This is a genomic window from Mycobacterium sp. ACS4331 (assembly GCF_001667265.1).
In the GTDB taxonomy this organism is placed as follows: Bacteria; Actinomycetota; Actinomycetes; order Mycobacteriales; family Mycobacteriaceae; genus Mycobacterium.
The window spans coordinates 49,353-65,584 of record NZ_LZHW01000013.1 but is presented as its reverse complement, the minus strand read 5'-3'; the positions used below and the strand labels follow the sequence as shown (position 1 = coordinate 65,584).

At 69.5% G+C, this 16,232-nt stretch carries 15 protein-coding genes; 5 read left to right on the top strand and 10 right to left on the bottom strand.

The genetic code is table 11. The annotated features are described in order from the left end of the window. The first annotated feature begins 2 nt into the window (after positions 1 to 2). Complete coding sequence (locus tag A5727_RS04015) at positions 3 to 677, top strand: DUF2275 domain-containing protein (protein WP_068244843.1); 675 nt, start codon at positions 3 to 5, stop codon at positions 675 to 677. On the opposite strand, the gene A5727_RS04010 is transcribed toward A5727_RS04015, so the two are convergent. Both A5727_RS04010 and A5727_RS04005 read right to left on the bottom strand, forming a co-directional pair. Continuing rightward, positions 674 to 1,252: a DUF5134 domain-containing protein gene (locus A5727_RS04010; RefSeq protein ID WP_068245327.1), complete on the bottom strand. Its 579-nt coding sequence runs from the start codon at positions 1,250 to 1,252 to the stop codon at positions 674 to 676. The two genes, A5727_RS04015 and A5727_RS04010, sit on opposite strands and share 4 nt — an antisense overlap. Then, positions 1,249 to 2,640 carry a PepSY-associated TM helix domain-containing protein gene (locus A5727_RS04005; protein WP_068244840.1) on the bottom strand — a complete coding sequence of 464 codons (1,392 nt, stop codon included), beginning with the start codon at positions 2,638 to 2,640 and terminating at the stop codon, positions 1,249 to 1,251. Before A5727_RS04005 ends, A5727_RS04010 begins: the two co-directional genes overlap by 4 nt. Before the next feature lie 140 nt (positions 2,641 to 2,780). Here A5727_RS04005 and A5727_RS04000 point away from each other — a divergent pair, with 140 nt between their 5' ends. Next, positions 2,781 to 4,715 carry a cytochrome c oxidase assembly protein gene (locus A5727_RS04000; RefSeq protein WP_068244837.1) on the top strand — a complete coding sequence of 645 codons (1,935 nt, stop codon included), beginning with the start codon at positions 2,781 to 2,783 and terminating at the stop codon, positions 4,713 to 4,715. A 35-nt stretch (positions 4,716 to 4,750) separates the two neighbouring features. On the opposite strand, the gene A5727_RS03995 is transcribed toward A5727_RS04000, so the two are convergent. Beyond that, positions 4,751 to 4,963, bottom strand: a complete 213-nt coding sequence (locus A5727_RS03995; RefSeq protein WP_068244834.1) for a heavy-metal-associated domain-containing protein — start codon at positions 4,961 to 4,963, stop codon at positions 4,751 to 4,753. Further along, positions 4,960 to 7,215: a heavy metal translocating P-type ATPase gene (locus A5727_RS03990; RefSeq protein WP_068244827.1), complete on the bottom strand. Its 2,256-nt coding sequence runs from the start codon at positions 7,213 to 7,215 to the stop codon at positions 4,960 to 4,962. Before A5727_RS03990 ends, A5727_RS03995 begins: the two co-directional genes overlap by 4 nt. Positions 7,216 to 7,279: 64 nt before the next feature. On the opposite strand from A5727_RS03990, the gene sigC reads away from it, so the two are divergent. Then, a complete protein-coding gene (gene sigC / locus A5727_RS03985) occupies positions 7,280 to 7,870 on the top strand; it encodes an RNA polymerase sigma factor SigC (RefSeq protein ID WP_068244825.1) in 591 nt (196 codons plus the stop codon). Positions 7,871 to 7,880: 10 nt separating this feature from the next. On the opposite strand, the gene A5727_RS03980 is transcribed toward sigC, so the two are convergent. Beyond that, positions 7,881 to 8,312 (bottom strand): MTB12 C-terminal domain-containing protein, encoded by a 432-nt coding sequence (locus A5727_RS03980; RefSeq protein WP_068244822.1) that lies wholly within the window; start codon positions 8,310 to 8,312, stop codon positions 7,881 to 7,883. 134 nt (positions 8,313 to 8,446) lie between these two features. Here A5727_RS03980 and A5727_RS03975 point away from each other — a divergent pair, with 134 nt between their 5' ends. Further along, positions 8,447 to 8,935: a DUF2834 domain-containing protein gene (locus A5727_RS03975; protein ID WP_068244820.1), complete on the top strand. Its 489-nt coding sequence runs from the start codon at positions 8,447 to 8,449 to the stop codon at positions 8,933 to 8,935. A gap of 222 nt (positions 8,936 to 9,157) precedes the next feature. Here the strand turns inward: A5727_RS03975 and A5727_RS03970 are convergent, their stop codons facing one another. Together A5727_RS03970 and A5727_RS03965 are read right to left on the bottom strand one after the other, a co-directional pair. Further along, on the bottom strand, positions 9,158 to 10,261 hold the full coding sequence (locus A5727_RS03970; protein ID WP_068244816.1) for a fatty acid desaturase family protein: 1,104 nt from the start codon (positions 10,259 to 10,261) through the stop codon (positions 9,158 to 9,160). Between the two features lie 19 nt (positions 10,262 to 10,280). Further along, positions 10,281 to 11,369: a flavin reductase family protein gene (locus A5727_RS03965; protein WP_068244813.1), complete on the bottom strand. Its 1,089-nt coding sequence runs from the start codon at positions 11,367 to 11,369 to the stop codon at positions 10,281 to 10,283. 72 nt (positions 11,370 to 11,441) lie between these two features. Here A5727_RS03965 and A5727_RS03960 point away from each other — a divergent pair, with 72 nt between their 5' ends. Then, entirely contained in the window at positions 11,442 to 12,134 is a 693-nt protein-coding gene (locus tag A5727_RS03960; protein WP_068244810.1) for a TetR family transcriptional regulator, read from the top strand. Here the strand turns inward: A5727_RS03960 and A5727_RS03955 are convergent. The 3 genes from A5727_RS03955 to A5727_RS03945 all read right to left on the bottom strand — a co-directional run bounded on the left by A5727_RS03955 (position 12,088) and on the right by A5727_RS03945 (position 16,201). Further along, positions 12,088 to 12,948 (bottom strand): pseudouridine synthase, encoded by an 861-nt coding sequence (locus A5727_RS03955; RefSeq protein ID WP_068244807.1) that lies wholly within the window; start codon positions 12,946 to 12,948, stop codon positions 12,088 to 12,090. The genes A5727_RS03960 and A5727_RS03955 overlap by 47 nt on opposite strands. Before the next feature lie 31 nt (positions 12,949 to 12,979). Continuing rightward, on the bottom strand, positions 12,980 to 14,710 hold the full coding sequence (locus A5727_RS03950; protein WP_231991948.1) for a glycerol-3-phosphate dehydrogenase/oxidase: 1,731 nt from the start codon (positions 14,708 to 14,710) through the stop codon (positions 12,980 to 12,982). Between the two features lie 75 nt (positions 14,711 to 14,785). Continuing rightward, positions 14,786 to 16,201, bottom strand: a complete 1,416-nt coding sequence (locus A5727_RS03945) for an NAD(P)H-quinone dehydrogenase (RefSeq protein WP_068245324.1) — start codon at positions 16,199 to 16,201, stop codon at positions 14,786 to 14,788. Positions 16,202 to 16,232: the final 31 nt, after the last annotated feature.

Here is a 16,232-nt window from a genome sequence, read left to right as displayed (position 1 = left end):
CGGTGGAGGACAATGACGACGTGGAGTGTCAGGTGGCCCGGGAGTCGCTGTCGGCCCGCATCGACGGCGAGCGCGAACCCGTGCCCTCGATGCGGGTGGACGAACACCTGGACTCATGCCCGGACTGCCGCGCCTGGTATGGCCAGGCTCAGCAGATGAACTCCCTGGTCAGCTCGCTGCTCGACTCGGAACCGGCCCGCAGCCTGCAGGCGGGTGCACAGGATCTGCCGCCTGCCACACCGCCGGTCCGGCACCGCGTGCTCGCCTGGGCGCTGGGCGTCACGGGTGCCGTCCAGGTTGCCCTGGCCCTGGGGCAGGCATTCGGCCTGGACTTCGGCATGGTCTCCACCCACCACGGCGGCGCGACGGCGGCCCATCTGCTCAACGAGTCCACCGCATGGTCGGCGGCCACGGGCGTGGTGGCCATCGCCGCCGCGGTCCGGCCCCGGCTGGCACCCGGCCTGGCCTGCGTGCTGAGCGTGTACGTCGCGCTGCTGGTCTACTACGTCATCGTCGACGACGCGATCGGACAGGTGACCGCGGCCCGCATACTCAGCCACCTGCCCGCAGTCCTCGCGGCGGCGCTCGCGCTGCTGGTGTGGCGTCAGCACAGCACACACAGAAACCCGCCCGGCGCCCACGCCACGTCCGGCGCGCGGGTCCGCCTGATTCGCTAAAGCATCACGCCGAACATGATCGCCATGCCCGCGGCGATCATGGCCTGACACAGTGTGCCGAAGTGCGCCATGGACATTCGGCCACCGGCCCGCTGCCGGCCGGCGAAATAGCGGTGCGTCCAACCGACCGCCGCAACCGCGAAGCCGACGGTCCAGAACCAATTGACCGCGGCGATCCACGCCGCATACCCGTGGGCGTGCTCATGGCCCCCGTGACCGGTCGCCTGCCCCGGCAGCACAGTGCCGTTCATCACGGCGTACATCCACGCCATCGCCAGCATCATCACCGCGTGATAGGCGTTGACCAGACGCGCCCACGATCCGCCGGACCGCAACATCACAGCGAGAAACCAGGCCGCGGCGGCCGTGAAGAACACCATCGGACCCGTGGTCGGAAGCTCCGCACCGCGCGGCCACGCCATCACGGCCATGGCGACCGCCATCACCAGGTGCAGCACATGCCCGGTGGCCGTGCCGGGCCGGCGGCGGCTGATGGCGACCGCGTACCCGCATTCGAGCGCACTGAGGCTGAACAGGATGGTCACCACCCAGCGCAGCCAGAGATCGGCGATCACCGCCGCACCGTATCGGCGCGCCGTCCGCGCCACCAGCCGAGGGCGACGTCGACGGCCACGAACGCCGCCAGCGAGAGCCCGAACAGCGGCGCGAACCACCCCACGGCCGCGAGCACCGCGACCACGACGACGGCCTCATGCGGTCGAAGCGCCCCCAGCGCACCACGGCGAGGCCCGGTGGGTGGACCACCGCGAACGGGCCTGCGCCGCCACCACATCCGGTAGCCGAGCACGATCATCACGATCAGGGCCAGCGCCACCAGGGCCAGCACGATCTGGTTGACCAGACCGAACAGCACCCCCATATGGGCGTCGATCGCCCAGTCGGTCAGCTTGGCCAGGGTCGGCCACGACGCGAAGTCGACGCGGTCGGTCACGGCGCCGGTCGCAGGATCCACGACCACGGCGTCGGCCCGGGTGGGCCAGTCGCGTTTGCGCTCGGCGACCTTCCAGCCCTGGTCGGGGCTGGTCGGCGGATACAGCCACATCGGGTCACGCAGGCCCGCGGCATGCGCGGCGCGCAGAACCGTGTCGACGCCGGCAAGGGCCTGGGGCTCGGGCAGCTCGGGTGCCTCGGCGAACCCGCCGCCATGGTGGTGGCCCGCGTGCCCGGCCGCGGCCTCAGACGACCCGGTCAACGTCGTGTCGACCACCGGCGCCCGGGTGTGCAGCGCGCCCTGAATCGCGTCGATCGACTCACCGGCGTGTTTCGACCAGGTCATCCCGGTGATCGCCAGGCCGAGCAGACCGACGATCACCCAGGCGCCGAGAGCGCCGTGCCAGGACAGCAGCCGTCGACGTCCGGAGCTTCCGCGGTCCGGGAGCAGGACCCGGCGAAGCCGTCCCGTGTCCGCGCGATGGCCGATCCACAGCAGCAGGCCCGCCAGCGCGACCACCCAGAGCCAACTGGCGGCCAGTTCGGAGTAGTTGCGCCCGAGCGCGCCGAGGTGAAGGTTGCGGTGGAACTCGTCGAACCAGGCCCGCACCGGCATCCACTCGCCGTAGGTGGTCAGCGCACCGCGCACCTGGCCGGTGTAGGGGTCGACGAACACGGTGCGGCCGTAGTCGGGCGCCACGTCGTCGACCGCCAGGGTGATCCGGGTGGTCTCCTCGGGTGTGGCGGGAGGCCGGACGCTCTCGACCGTGCCCTCGGGGTGCGCCGCGCGGGCCGCGGCCACCTGGTCGGACAGCGGCAGCGTCGTCTCCCCCACCACCTCGACGAGGCGCTGGTCACGCGTCAGAGCCTTGTCGAGCTCGGGAACCAGCGCGTACAGCAGCCCGGTGATGGCCGCGATCAGGATGAACGGGCCGACGAACACTCCCGCATAGAAGTGCAGCCGAACCAGCAGGGGACGCACCCGCGCCCACGCGGTCTCGGACACGCTCACGGTCTCGACGGGATCTTCAGGCTCAGCTGTCGGGGCTTGGCTCACGGTCGATTGGTCGGGGCGTCGCGGGCAGAAGTTCCCGCCGATTCTGTTACTACGACGGAGGGTCGTAGACTTCTGCTGGTCACGGGAAGGCAACGATGACACACGACTCACACCCTCGGGCAATCGCGGCGGTACTCGTCGGCGCCGCGGCAGCGGCCCTGGCGGTGGCCGGCTACGGCCTGGCCAGCGGGCCTGAGCGGTTCGTCGCCGCCGGGACGGCGTATCCCGGCACCGTCACCGATCTCGTCAACTTCACCGGCTTCTTTCTGGCCACACTGGCCGCGATGATCACCCTCGGCGCGCTCGTGCACATCGTGACCACCGCGACGCCCGACGACGACGGTCGAATCGATCCCGCGACGTTCCGCGTGCACCTGTTCGTGGAGCGCCTCGCTCCGGTGTGGGCGCTGGGCGCGGCGGCGATGGCGATCACCACCGGTGCCGCCGCAGCGGGCGTGCCCGTCACCCGGCTGGTGGCCAGTGGTGCCGCCCTGGACGCGATCGCCGCCTCCGAGCAGGCCCGAGGTTGGTGTGCGGCAACACTTTTCGCGGTCATCGTGGCGTTCGGTGTGCGATTCACGGTGCGCTGGCTGGGCCACGCCGTGCTGATGCTGCCCGCCGCGCTCGGCGTGCTGGCCGCGGCGGTGACGGGCAATCCCGGGCAGGGTCCCGACCACGACTTCGCCACCAGCGCGGTGATCGTCTTCGCCGTCTCCGCAGCGGTGCTCGTCGGCGCGAAGACCGCGGCCCTGCTGAGCCCGCCGCCGCTGGATCTGCGCCACCGGGTGCTGCTGACCCACGCCATCGCAGGCGCGGTGACGATGGCATTCGGCGTCGTGCTGGCGGCGGTGTTCGTGCCCGTTGGTGCGCTGTTCGACACGCTGTACGGCCGGGTGACGCTCGGCACCGCGGTGCTCCTGACGGTGATCCTGGTCGCCGACGTGGCCCAGCTGCGGGGGTGGACCCGGTCGTGGCTGCCCGCGGCCACCACGGTGGCCACGATCGGCGTCGTCGGCGGACTCAGCGCACTGGCCGTCGACGCACCACCCCGCTTCCTCACCCACGAGTTCACGGTGTGGGACGTGTTCCTGGGCTACGAACTGCCCGGAGGGCCGTCGCTGGCCAACCTCGTGACGGTGTGGCGGTTCGATCCGCTGCTGGGCACCGCCGCACTGGTGCTCGCGGCCGCCTACCTCTACGGCGTGCACCGCCTCAAGCGGCGGGACGACGCGTGGCCGGTGGGCCGGACCGTGGCGTGGATCTCAGGATGTGCGGCCCTGCTGATCGCCACCAGCTCGGGCGTGCGCGCCTACGGGTCGGCGATGTTCTCGGTGCACATGGGCGAGCACATGGCGCTCAACATGTTCGTCCCGGTGCTGCTGGTGCTGGGCGCTCCCGTGACGCTGGCGCTGCGGGTGCTGCCCCCGGCCGGTGCCGGCGGCACGCCTGGCCCACGCGAATGGGTGGTGTGGTTCGTGCACTCCCCCATCACTCGATTCCTGTCGCATCCGATCACGGCGTTCAGCCTGTTCGTCGGCTCGCTGTACGCCGTGTACTTCACGCCGTTGTTCGACACGCTGATTCGCTACCACTGGGGCCACGAGTTCATGAGCGTGCACTTCCTGCTCACGGGCTACCTGTTCTACTGGGGCATCATCGGGGTCGATCCCGGCCCGAGCAGGCTGCCGTTCCTGGGTCGGCTGGGCCTGCTGTTCGCGGTGATGCCGTTCCACGCGTTCTTCGGCATCGCGACCATGACCATGTCGACCAATCTCGGCGACTACTTCTACCGCAGCCTGGCTCTGCCGTGGGTCGGCGATCTCTCCGACGACCAGCATCTGGGCGGCGCAATCGCCTGGGGGTCAAGCGAGTTGCCGGTGATCCTCGTGGTGGTGGCGCTCGTCGCGCAGTGGGCGCGCCAGGACCGCCGGGACGGTGCCCGCAAGGACCGGCACAGCGACAGCGGGTACGACGACGACCTGGACGCCTACAACGCGATGCTCGCCGAACTGCAGCGCCAGCGCCGCTGATTCAGCGCCTTGACACGCCGGTCAGCCGACGAGGGCTATGCGACGACGGCGTAGTCACCCTCCTCGCGCAGCGCCGCGGCGACGTCGTCGACGTTGAGCGGGCTGTGCGCCTGCACGGTCACCACCGACGGCTCACCGAGTTCGACCTCGACGCCGCTGACGTCCGGCAGCGCGCCGAGCGCGTCCTTCACCGCCCCGACGCAGCTTGTGCAGTGCAGTCCGTCGACATGGAAAACCTGCTGGGTCATCGTTGTCCCTTCTGGTCAAAGTTACGCAGCCGCAGGCTGTTCGACACCACGAGGAACGAGGAGAACGCCATCGCGGCGCCCGCAATCAGCGGGTTGAGCATACCGGCGGCGGCGATCGGGATGGCCGCCACGTTGTACCCGAACGCCCACACCATGTTGGTGCGGATGGTCCTCATGGTGGCGCGCGCCAAACCAAGGGCGGTCGGCACGGAATCGAGGTTGTCCCGGACGAGGATGATGTCGGCCGCACCGATCGCGACATCGGTGCCGCGACCGATCGCCAGGCCGAGGTCCGCGCCCGCCAGTGCGGGACCGTCGTTGATGCCGTCGCCAACCATCGCGACCACCCTGCCCTGTTCGCGCAGGCCCGCGATCACCTCGACCTTGCCCTCGGGCAGCACCTCGGCGATGACCTCGTCGATACCGACGGCCTTCGCGATGGCGTCGGCCGTCGCGGCGTTGTCCCCCGTCAGCAGCACCGTCCGCAGGCCCTCGCGATGCAGGGCGGCCACGGCGTCGGCCGCGGAATCCTTGACGGCGTCGGCGATCGTCACCACACCGCACACCGCATCCTCGACGGCGACGAAGACGACGGACTCGGCACGCGCCTCACCCGTCCTGCGGGCCGCGGCGAGGCTTGCGGGCACCACGCGCCCGCGCGACACCCAGGACGGCCGCCCGACCGTGATGCACTGCCCAGCCACCTGCGCGGTCACGCCGCTGCCGGTGACGGCGCGAAACTCCCGCGCCTCCGACAGTTCCTCGGCCGGCACCGCGGAGACGATCGCCTTTCCCAGCGGATGCTCGGAATCGGCCTCGGCGGCCGCGGCGAGGCGCAGCACCTCGTCGGCCTCCCAACCGGGTGCGACGATGACGCCCGTGACCGCCGGCCGTCCCGTGGTCAGCGTTCCGGTCTTGTCGAACACCACGGTGTCCACGGATCGAATGGCCTCCAGGGCGCGGTGGCCCTTGAGGAAGATGCCCAACTGGGCGCCTCGCCCGGAGGCCACCATCATCGCCGTCGGCGTCGCCAGGCCCAGCGCGCACGGGCACGCGATCACCACGACCGCGAGCGCGGCCGCCACCGCCCGGTCGAGGTCACCGGTGATGGTCAGCCAGGCCGCGGCGGTGAGCACCGCGATGACCAGGACCGCCGGCACGAACACCGCCGCGATCCGATCCGCGATGCGCTGTGCGTCGGCCTTCTCGGCCTGAGCCTCCTCCACCAGTCGCACCATGCCCGCGAAACGGGTGTCCTCGCCGACAGCGGCGGCCTCCACCAGCAGTCGGCCGTCGAGCACGACGGTGCCGCCCACGACACCGGCCCCTGGGCCGGCCTCGACCGGCTTGGACTCCCCGGTCATGGCGCTGACGTCGACAGCCGCCTCGCCCTCGATGACCAGTCCGTCGGCCGCGATCGCCTCGCCCGGACGGACGACGAAGCGCTGCCCCTCCTTCAGTTCGGTCGCCGGGATCACCATCTCGCCGCCGTCGGGCATCAGCACCGTGGCGGTCTTGGCGCTCAACGCCGCCAGGGCCCTCAGCGCGCCGCCGGCCTTCGACTTGGCGCGCGCCTCGAAGTAACGGCCCGCGAGCACGAACACCGTCACACCCGCGGCGACTTCGAGATAGATCGCATCGCTGTGGGTGAGCGCCTGCCAGATGCCGTCGGCCTGCCGGGTCGCGGATGCGGTGAAGAACGCGGTGTAGATCGACCATCCGGTGGCCGCCGCGACGCCGATCGAGATCAACGTCTCCATCGACGCGGTTCCGTGACGGAGATTACGCAGCGCGGCCCGATGGAACGGCCACGCCGCCCACGTCACGATCGGCGCGGCCAGTGCCGTCAGCACCCATTCCCATCCCGTGAACCGCGTCGACGGCACCACGGCGAACATCACCGACAGGTCGGCCAAGGGGATGAACAGAATCGCTGCGACGACGAGGCGCCGCAGCAGGCTCCGTGCGGTGCGGGCGTCGGGATCGACGCCGTCGCGGGGCCGTTCGATGCGGGGTTCGGCCTGGTAGCCGGCCTTTTCGACCACTGCGCACAGGTCATCCACCGCGACGTCGGCGGCGGCGTCGATGGTCGCCACTCGGGTCGCGAAGTTCACCGAGGCGCGCACGCCGTCGATCCTGTTCAGCTTGTTCTGCACGCGGGCGGCGCACGCCCCGCAGGTCATCCCGCCCACGTCGAGCTGCACCCGGCGGGTCTGCTCGGCCTCACTTTCGGGCACGACTGTTGTCGTCACAACCAATCCTCGATCACTGCTGGCGACTCGTGCCGCTCACCTCAGTAGTCGGCCAGGGGCCGAGATGAGTTCCCGGCCGGCGTCGAATAGTCTCACTGGCGTGACCGCCGCCGACGATGACCAAGTTACCGCCTTGGCGTTGGCGGCCGGTCGGGGCGACCGTGACGCCCTGGACCGCTTCATCCGGCTCACTCAGCGTGACGTCCTGCGCACGGTGGTCTACCTCGGTGACGACCCCGGTGCAGCCGAGGACCTCACGCAGGAGACCTTCCTGCGGGCACTGTCGGCGCTGCCCCGCTTCGCGGGTCGGTCATCGGCGCGCACCTGGCTGCTGTCGATCGCGCGTCGCGTCGTCGTCGATCACATCCGGCACAAGCAGTGCCGTCCGCGCTCACACGGCGCGGCCGACGTCGAACGCATCCTCGAGGCGCAGCGTCCCCTGGCGGGGTTCGAGAATCTGATCGAGATCCAGATGCTGCTCGACGGCCTCGATGAGGACCGCAGGCACGCACTGCTGCTGACGCAGGTGCTCGGCCTGTCCTATGCCGAGGCCGCCGAGGTCTGCGGATGCCCGGTGGGCACCATCCGGTCGCGCGTGGCGCGGGCCCGGGAGGACCTCGTGGCCGCCACCGCGCGCCGCGACCTGACGGGCTGAGACCCGGCGGTCAGACCGTGCAGTCGGTGCCCGCCACCTGGGTGGCGATCACGCACGCCGACGCATTCGACAGCTTCCACGTGCCGCCGTCGTTGACCCAGAAGATGTTGTGGGTCTTCGTCCCCATGATCGGGACCGTCACCGCAAGCTGCGCGTCAAGCTGCTCGCCGTGCAGTTCCGGGTTCTGCACCCGCCACGAGAACATCGACCGGTAGCGGTCGAGTTGGCCGGCGATGTTGTTCGCGGTCGGCACGGCGGACTGCCCGCCCTGCAGTCCCGCAGCGCGTTCGGCATCCGGGGTCGAGGTGTTCAGCACCCGCTGCAGCTGCGAGGTCAGGTCGTCGGCGCTGGGCACCGGCGGTGTCGGCGCGGCCACGGCCACCGCGGTCCCAGTCCATGCCCCCGCAGCCAACACCGTCATCGCCACCATCGCCGCACGCATGCGCCGCCACCTTCCGTCCCGGGCCCTCTCGGCCGATCGTCGGCTCACCCAACCACCTCGACACCTCCCCCACAAGACCTACGTCTTATGTCAAAAGTGACAAAACAGGCCCTCAATCTGGCGATACTGAGCGCATGGTCTCACTGGTCGTTCATCTGGTTCTCGGTGTGGCGGTGGTCGCCTGGATCGTCCGGGCCAACCCCAAGGTCTTCTCCCGTGTGCCGGGCGGTCCCCCACTGTCGGCAATGGAGATCACCTTCTACGTGGTCGGGGTGGCCTCGATCGCGCTCGGCTACTGGTTCAATCACCAGTTCGTCGCGCAGTACGCCGTCGAGGGCGGCAACCCGATCTGGGGCGAGGGCAGTTGGCAGCAGTTCATCGCTCTGGGCTACACCAACCCGGCGGCGGCCTCAGCCAGCCAGGATTACACGATCATCAACGTGATCCTGCTGCCGCTGTTCACGATCGCCGACGGCTTGCGGCGCGGGATCAGGCATCCGTGGCTGTTCTTCGTGTCCAGCCTGTTCACCAGTTGCGCCTTCGCCTACGCGTTCTACTTCGCGACCGTGGAACGGCAGCACCGTCAGGAGAACGCGCAGGCGCTTGCGCCAAGCGTGGGCTGAGGCGCAGGCGCTTGCGCCAAGCGTGAGCTGAGCCGCGCCCGGCTCTCCCCCGCACCCTGGTGCCGCACGCCACCCTCCCCGCGCCGAGCGCGCACTCAGGTACGCTCCCGGCGCCCCAATGTGTACGTCAGTGCGAGCTCGGCGCGTCGCGGGATCCCACGGACCACGAAATTCGCTCCGAGGCGGGCAATCCGAAGAGGGACCTGGGCGCTGAACACCGGCTCAACGCCCCGAAGGCAGCGCCAACCGGAAGATCTTGCGCACCACCGAGGCGAACTGCGTCGGCAACGGCCCAGCGTTGTACGGAATCCCATAGCGCTGGCAGATGTCTCGCACCGCGGGCGCCACCTCGGCGTACCGGTGGGCGGGAATGTCCGGGAACAGGTGATGCTCGATCTGGAACGACAGGTTGCCGCTGAGAATGTGGAACAGCCTGCCGCCGGTCAGGTTCGCCGACCCGAGGATCTGCCGGAAGTACCACTGCCCGCGGGTCTCGGCCTTGGTCTCCTCGATCGTGAATTCCTGTGTGCCCTCTGGAAAGTGGCCGCAGAAGATGATCATGAACGCCCACACGTTGCGCATCAGGTTGGCCGTCATGTTGCCGGCGAACACCAGCGGCGCAAACGGCCCGGCCAACAGCGGGAAGGCCACGTAGTCCTTGAGGGTCTGCCTGCGGGTCTTGGCCCAGATCTCGCGCAGCACGTCGCGCTTGTCCGCCACGGAGATCTCACCGGAGCGGATCCGCTCGGTCTCGAGCTCATGCAGGGCCACCCCGTACTGGAACAGCACCATGAGCAGGAATGCGTACACGGGGTTGCCCAGGAAGTACGGGCTCCACTTCTGGTCAGGGCTCATCCGCAGGATGCCGTAGCCGATGTCACGGTCCATGTCCACGATGTTGGTGTAGGTGTGGTGCATGTAGTTGTGCGAATGCCGCCACTGGTCGGCCGGGCAGGCGGTGTCCCACTCGAACTTCCGGCCCTGCAGCGCCGGATCACCCATCCAGTCGTACTGACCGTGCATCACGTTGTGCCCGATCTCCATGTTGTCGATGATCTTCGACAGCCCGAGCAGCACGGTGCCCAGGGGCCACAGCGGCGGCAGGAACAGCATCGCGCGGCCGCTGATCTCGAATCCGCGCTGGCACTTGACCATCCGGCGGATGTAGGCCGCGTCGCGATCGCCGAGATCGGCGATCACCTGCTCCTTGATCGCATCGAGTTCGCGGCCGAACGCCTCGACCTGCTCAGGCGTCAGCCGCACAGTGTGGCCGTTGACGGTCTTCTCCAGAACGCGGTCGGCGGTGGTGTCGATGACAGTGGTCATGGTGAGACTCCTTATCGCTCTAGAGCGCGATGTCGACGTCACCGACAGGGACCGTGACGCAGATCTGCACGTCCTCGTCGTCGGCGGTCGACACCGCGCCGGTGGTCAGGTTCTTCACGGCACCGCGGGTCTTTCGCCGGGTGCAGCTGTGGCAGATGCCCATGCGGCATCCGCTCTCGGGGTTCAGGCCCGCATCCTCGGCCTGCTGCAGCAGCGACCGTCCGTCGTCGTCGACGGCGATGCCACTCTGCGCGAACGTGATCCGGCCACCGGACGACTCTCCCGCGACCGCGGGCACCGGCGGGGTGAAGCTCTCGAACCGGGCGCTCGGGTGCTGCGCGCGCACGGCCTCGACGAGCGCCGACGGGCCACACACGTAGACCGCGTCCGGGTCCGGCATCGCGGCCTCGAGGTGCTCGGCGCGCAGGTGTCCGTCGAGGTCGCCTCCACCACTGCGGGTGTAGCCGCGCAACACCCGGATCCGGCCGGCGGCGTCGAGTTCACGGCGGTAACAGAGGTCCTCCGGTCCGCGCGCGTAGTGCACGAACGCGGCCTCTCCTGCGAAGCCGCGACGGCGCAGGGTGCGCAGCATCGACATCACGGGGGTGATGCCACTACCGCCGGAGACCAGCAGGATCCGGCGCGCGTCGTCGTCGAAGGTGTCGTCCTCGAGGGTGAAGTCGCCCGCCGGGGCGCCGAGTCCGACGACCATGCCGGGCCGAGCGCTGCCGAACAGGAACTCCGAGACTGTGCCGCCGTCGTGGCGGCCGACCGTCAGCTCGATGAGTCCGGCGCCCTCGGCGTTGGCCGGCGAGTAGCACCGGGTGCGACGGCGACCGTCGACCTCGACGGTGACGGGAACGTACTGCCCGGCGCGGAACGTGGCGAACAACTGTTCGCCCACAGCGTTGGGCTGCAGTGTCAGCGTCACGCTGCGCGGGGTCTGCCGGTGGACGGCGATCACCGTGGCACGGGCTTCTCGCTGTGTCCAGGCGGGGTCCAGAAGCTCGGTGTAGGCGTCGACGCCGTGCGGGCCGGTCAGCACGTTCAGCAGCGGTGACCGCAGAACGCGCCGGGCCAGGCGCGGCGCAAGCGTTTCAGTGAACATGTGTACACCGTGCGCCCCTCACCCCCACGGCGTCAATGGATCGCGGGCGCATTGTGGTATGTTTCACATTCAGTGAACAGTCGTACGCCCAGATCACATTCGTCCAGGTCGGGACGCTCGCGAGACTCCCGATCACAGGAATCGGTCAGCCGCCTCGAGCGCAAGGAGGCCACCCGGCGGGCCATCGTGGGCGCCGCCCTCAAACTGCTGGCCGAGGACAGTTTCAGCGCACTGAGCCTGCGGGAGGTCGCCCGCGAGGCTGGCATCGCCCCGACGGCGTTCTATCGCCACTTCGAGTCGATGGAGGCACTGGGCCTGGTGCTCATCGACGAGTCGTTCCGGTCGATGCGCGACATGCTCCGCGGCGCACGCGCGGGAAAGCTCGATCCGACCCGGGTGATCGACTCCTCGGTGGAGATTCTGATCGCGGGCGTCAACGAACGCCCTGAGCACTGGCGTTTCATCGCGCGCGAGCGCAACAGTGGCGTGACCGTACTGCGTTATGCGATCCGCACCGAGATCCGACTGCTGACCTCCGAGCTGGCCATCGACCTCGCCCGGTTTCCCGGTATGCGCGCGTGGAGCGCCGAGGACCTCAACGTGCTGGCCACCCTGATCGTCAACGCGATGATCTCGATCGCCGAGGCCATCGACGACGCCTCAGACGCCGCGGCGGTGGAGGAGATCCGCCGGACCGCGGTCAAGCAGTTGCGCATGATCATCGTGGGCGTGGTGGGCTGGCGCAGCCGGGAGTCCGAGCGCTGACGAACCGCCGCACGTCGCCGCTGCGCGGGTCGGTGAACTCCAGGATGTGCGACACCAGCTGCAGTGGTGTGGAGAAGTCCTCCGGTGAAACATCTTTCACCTCTGGATACAACGGGTCACCGTCGATGGGCACGCCGATCGAGGCCATGTGCACGCGAAGCTGGTGGGTGCGGCCGGTTCTCGGCGTCAGCCGGTACAGCCCCTCCCCCAGGTGCTCGATCATAGTCTCGGCGTTGGGTTCGCCCTCCTCCTCGTAAGCCTGTAATCGGCTGCGCTCCTTGATGATCCGGCTTCTCAGGGTCATCGGAAACGACAGTGCCGGGTCCACCGCCGCGCGGGCCAGATAGACCTTGCGCACCTCACCGCGCGCGAAGAGGGTCTGGTAGGCGCCCCGAATCTCCCGGCGCGCGGTGAACAGCAGCACCCCTGCCGTGAGGCGGTCCAGGCGATGCGCGGGGCTGAGTTCCGGCAGATCCAGTTCGCGGCGAAGACGCACCAACGCGGTCTGGGCGACATGGCCCCCGCGTGGCATGGTGGCCAGAAAGTGCGGTTTGTCCACGACCACGATGTCGTCGTCGCGGTGCAGGACCGGCATCGTGAACGGCACCTCCACCTCGTCGGGCAGATCCCGGTACAGGTAGACGAAAGCCCCGGGCGGCAGGACGGTGCCGGCGGTCACCACGGCGCCGTCCGCGTCGACGACCTCGCCCGCGAACACCTTGGCCGCAGCGTCCTGGCCGAACCGGTCGGCCAGCTCGACCAGCACAGCACCACCGCGCAGGCGGATCCGCGCGGGTCCGAGGCCGTCGCGCACCGGCAGCGGTGCGGGCCTGCGTCGGCGCCCGCTAGTTGAGCGGGACTGGTTCGAGGATTTCGGCACGGGCCTCGGGGGCGGCAGCGCGCAACGCGTCCGCGGATTCGTCGTCGGGCTGGGCCTGCGAGAGCACCTCGGCCTCGACCCGGGCAATGTATGTCGCCACCTCGCGGTCGATGTCCTCTGCACTCCAACCGAGCACCGGCGCAACGACTTCGGCCACCTCCGCGGCGCAGTCCACGCCGCGGTGCGGGTACTCGATCGAGATGCGCATGCGACGGGCCAGGATGTCCTCGAGGTGCAGCGCACCTTCTGTCGCCGCGGCATATGCCGCCTCAACCTTGAGGTACACCGGCGCCTCGGCAATGGGCTCCAGCAGCTCGGGATCGTCGGCGGCCAGCGCGAGCACCTCGTCGATCTGGGACCCGTACCGGTCCAGCAGATGCCGAATCCGATAGGGGTGCAGGCCATACCGCGCACCCACATGCTCGGTCTGATTCACCAGCGCGAAATACCCGTCCGCCCCGAGGAGCGGCACCTTCTCGGTGATGGACGGGGCGACCCGGGCCGGGATGTACTGCGCGGCCGCATCGATCGCGTCGGCGGCCATCACCCGGTAGGTGGTGTACTTGCCGCCCGCGATGGCCACCAGGCCCGGCGCAGGCGTGGCCACGGCGTGTTCACGCGACAGCTTGGATGTCTCCTCGCTCTCCCCCGCCAGCAGCGGACGCAGACCGGCGTACACGCCGTCGATGTCGGCGTGCGTCAGGGGTGTGGCCAGGACGTCGTTGACGTGGTCGAGGATGTAGTCGATGTCGGCCTTGGTGGCCGCGGGATGCGCGAGGTCGAGATTCCAGTCGGTGTCGGTGGTGCCGATGATCCAGTGCGTGCCCCACGGGATGACGAACAGCACCGACTTCTCGGTGCGCAGGATGATCGCGACCTCGCTGACGATGCGGTCCCGTGGCACCACCACGTGCACGCCTTTGGAGGCCCGCACCCGAAATCGTCCGCGCTGCCTGGACAATGCCTGGATCTCGTCGGTCCACACGCCGGTGGCGTTGACCGTCACATGGCCGCGCACCTCGGTGACCGCGCCGTCCTCGGAGTCCCGGATGCGGACCCCGATCACGCGATCCCCCTCGCGAAGCAGCGAGACCACCTGCGTCGAGGTCCGCACCACGGCACCGTAGTGGGCGGCCGTGCGGGCCACGGTCATGGTGTGCCGGGCGTCGTCGACGACGGTGTCGTAGTAGCGGATGCCGCCGATCAGTGAGCTGCGCTTGAGCCCCGGCGCGAGCCGCAGCGCGCCCGCCTTGGTCAGATGCTTCTGGGCGGGAACAGATTTCGCGCCGCCAAGCTGGTCATACAGGAAGATGCCTGCGGCCACATACGGGCGCTCCCACCATCTGTTGGTCAACGGGAACAGAAACGGCAGCGGTTTGACGAGGTGCGGCGCCAGCGTGGTCAGCGACAGTTCCCGCTCGTGCAGGGCCTCCCGGACCAGGCCGAACTCAAGCTGTTCGAGGTAGCGCAGCCCGCCGTGGAACATCTTCGAACTGCGGCTGGAGGTCCCCGAGGCGAAGTCTCGCGCCTCGACGAGGGCGACCCGCAGACCACGCGTCGCCGCGTCCAGTGCTGCACCCGCCCCGACGATGCCACCGCCGATGACGACGACATCGAACTGCTCGGATCCCAGGCGTTCCCACGCTCGGACCCGGTGGGCAGGGTTCAAGACGGCTTCCGAACCCCGGTCGCTCACGCGCACTCCTCGCTCGTTGGCAGTACCGGCCCCAGCGTACGTGGACAGCGCGGCCCACGCGGCCCGCTCGGGGGATCAGTCCAGGTCGTCGTGGGCCATCAGGCGGCGGGCCGCCTCGACGATGGACCCCGACAGCGACGGGTACACCGACAGCGTCTGGGCCAGGTCCGTGACCGAGATGCGGTTCTGCACCGCCAGCGCGATCGGCAGGATCAGCTCGGAGGCGATCGGGGCCACGACGACCCCACCGATGACCACGCCGGTGGCCGGCCGGCAGAAAATCTTGACGAAGCCGTGCCGCAGCAGCGACATCTTGGCCCGGGCGTTGGTGCTCAACGGCAGCATCAGGGTCCGGGCAGGAACACTGCCGTCGTCGATCGACTTCTGCGGGATGCCCACCGCCGCGATCTCGGGCCGGGTGAACGTCGCGGAGGCGACGGTCCGCAGCCGGATCGGTGAAACACCCTCACCGAGTGCGTGATACATCGCAATGCGGCCCTGCATGGCGGCCACGGAGGCCAACGGCAGCAGGCCCGTGCAGTCCCCGGCCGCGTAGATCCCGGACGCGGGGGTGCGCGACACCCGGTCGACGGGGATGTAGCCGCCCGGGTTGAGTTCCACGCCGACCCGCTCCAGCCCCAGGCCCGCGGTGTTGGGCACCGAACCCACCGTCATCAACGCATGGCTGCCGTCGACGACGCGACCGTCGGCCATCGCGACGCGGACCCCGGTCTCGGTGCGCGTGACGGAGTCCGCGCGCGCGTTCTTCACCAGGGTCACACCGCGTTCGGCGAACACCTGCTCGAGCGCCGCGGCCGCATCGCTGTCCTCATGCGGCAGGATCTGGTCCCGGCTGGCCACCACCGTCACGGTGACGCCGAGTTCGGTGTAGGCGTTGCAGAATTCCGCGCCGGTCACACCCGAGCCGACGATGATGAGGTGCTCCGGGAGCTCCTTGAGGTCGTACAGCTGACGCCAGGTGAGGATCCGTTCGCCGTCGGGGACGGCGTGCGGGAGTACGCGGGGGCTGGCACCGGTCGCGATGAGCACGACGTCGGCCTTCAGCACGGCGACCCGGCCGTCCGGGGTGGTGACCCGGACCCGGTGGTGGGCCATCCCCGGCAGGTCGTCGACGAGTTCGCCACGGCCGCCGAGGATCGTCACCCCCTGGGCCAGGAGCTGGCTGCCGATGTCGGCCGACTGAGACGCCGCCAGTGTCTTGGCCCGATTGTTGATCTGCGCGAGCGAGATCTTGGCGTCGTCGATTCCGATGTCGAATCCCATGCCCTCGGCGCGGCGCAGCTCGGTGCGCACACCGGTCGAGGCGATGAAGGTCTTGGACGGCACGCAGTCGTACAGCACGCAGGCGCCACCGAGACCCTCGGAGTCGACCACCGTCACGTGGGCGACGTCGCGCCCACGACTGGCGGCGACCAACGCCGCCTCGTAGCCGGCCGGTCCACCGCCGATGATCACGATGCGAGTCACCACGGTGAACAACCTAGTTCACCCCCTGCGGGGA

What these genes read in the sequence shown, in the direction of transcription:
- A5727_RS03970 (WP_068244816.1), bottom strand. Translation starts at nt 10,261, where the DNA reads ATGACCACTGTCATCGACACCACCGCCGACCGCGTTCTGGAGAAGACC.
- sigC (WP_068244825.1), top strand. Translation starts at nt 7,280, where the DNA reads ATGAGTTCCCGGCCGGCGTCGAATAGTCTCACTGGCGTGACCGCCGCC.
- A5727_RS03975 (WP_068244820.1), top strand. Translation starts at nt 8,447, where the DNA reads ATGGTCTCACTGGTCGTTCATCTGGTTCTCGGTGTGGCGGTGGTCGCC.
- A5727_RS03965 (WP_068244813.1), bottom strand. Translation starts at nt 11,369, where the DNA reads ATGTTCACTGAAACGCTTGCGCCGCGCCTGGCCCGGCGCGTTCTGCGG.
- A5727_RS04000 (WP_068244837.1), top strand. Translation starts at nt 2,781, where the DNA reads ATGACACACGACTCACACCCTCGGGCAATCGCGGCGGTACTCGTCGGC.
- A5727_RS03995 (WP_068244834.1), bottom strand. Translation starts at nt 4,963, where the DNA reads ATGACCCAGCAGGTTTTCCATGTCGACGGACTGCACTGCACAAGCTGC.
- A5727_RS03980 (WP_068244822.1), bottom strand. Translation starts at nt 8,312, where the DNA reads ATGCGTGCGGCGATGGTGGCGATGACGGTGTTGGCTGCGGGGGCATGG.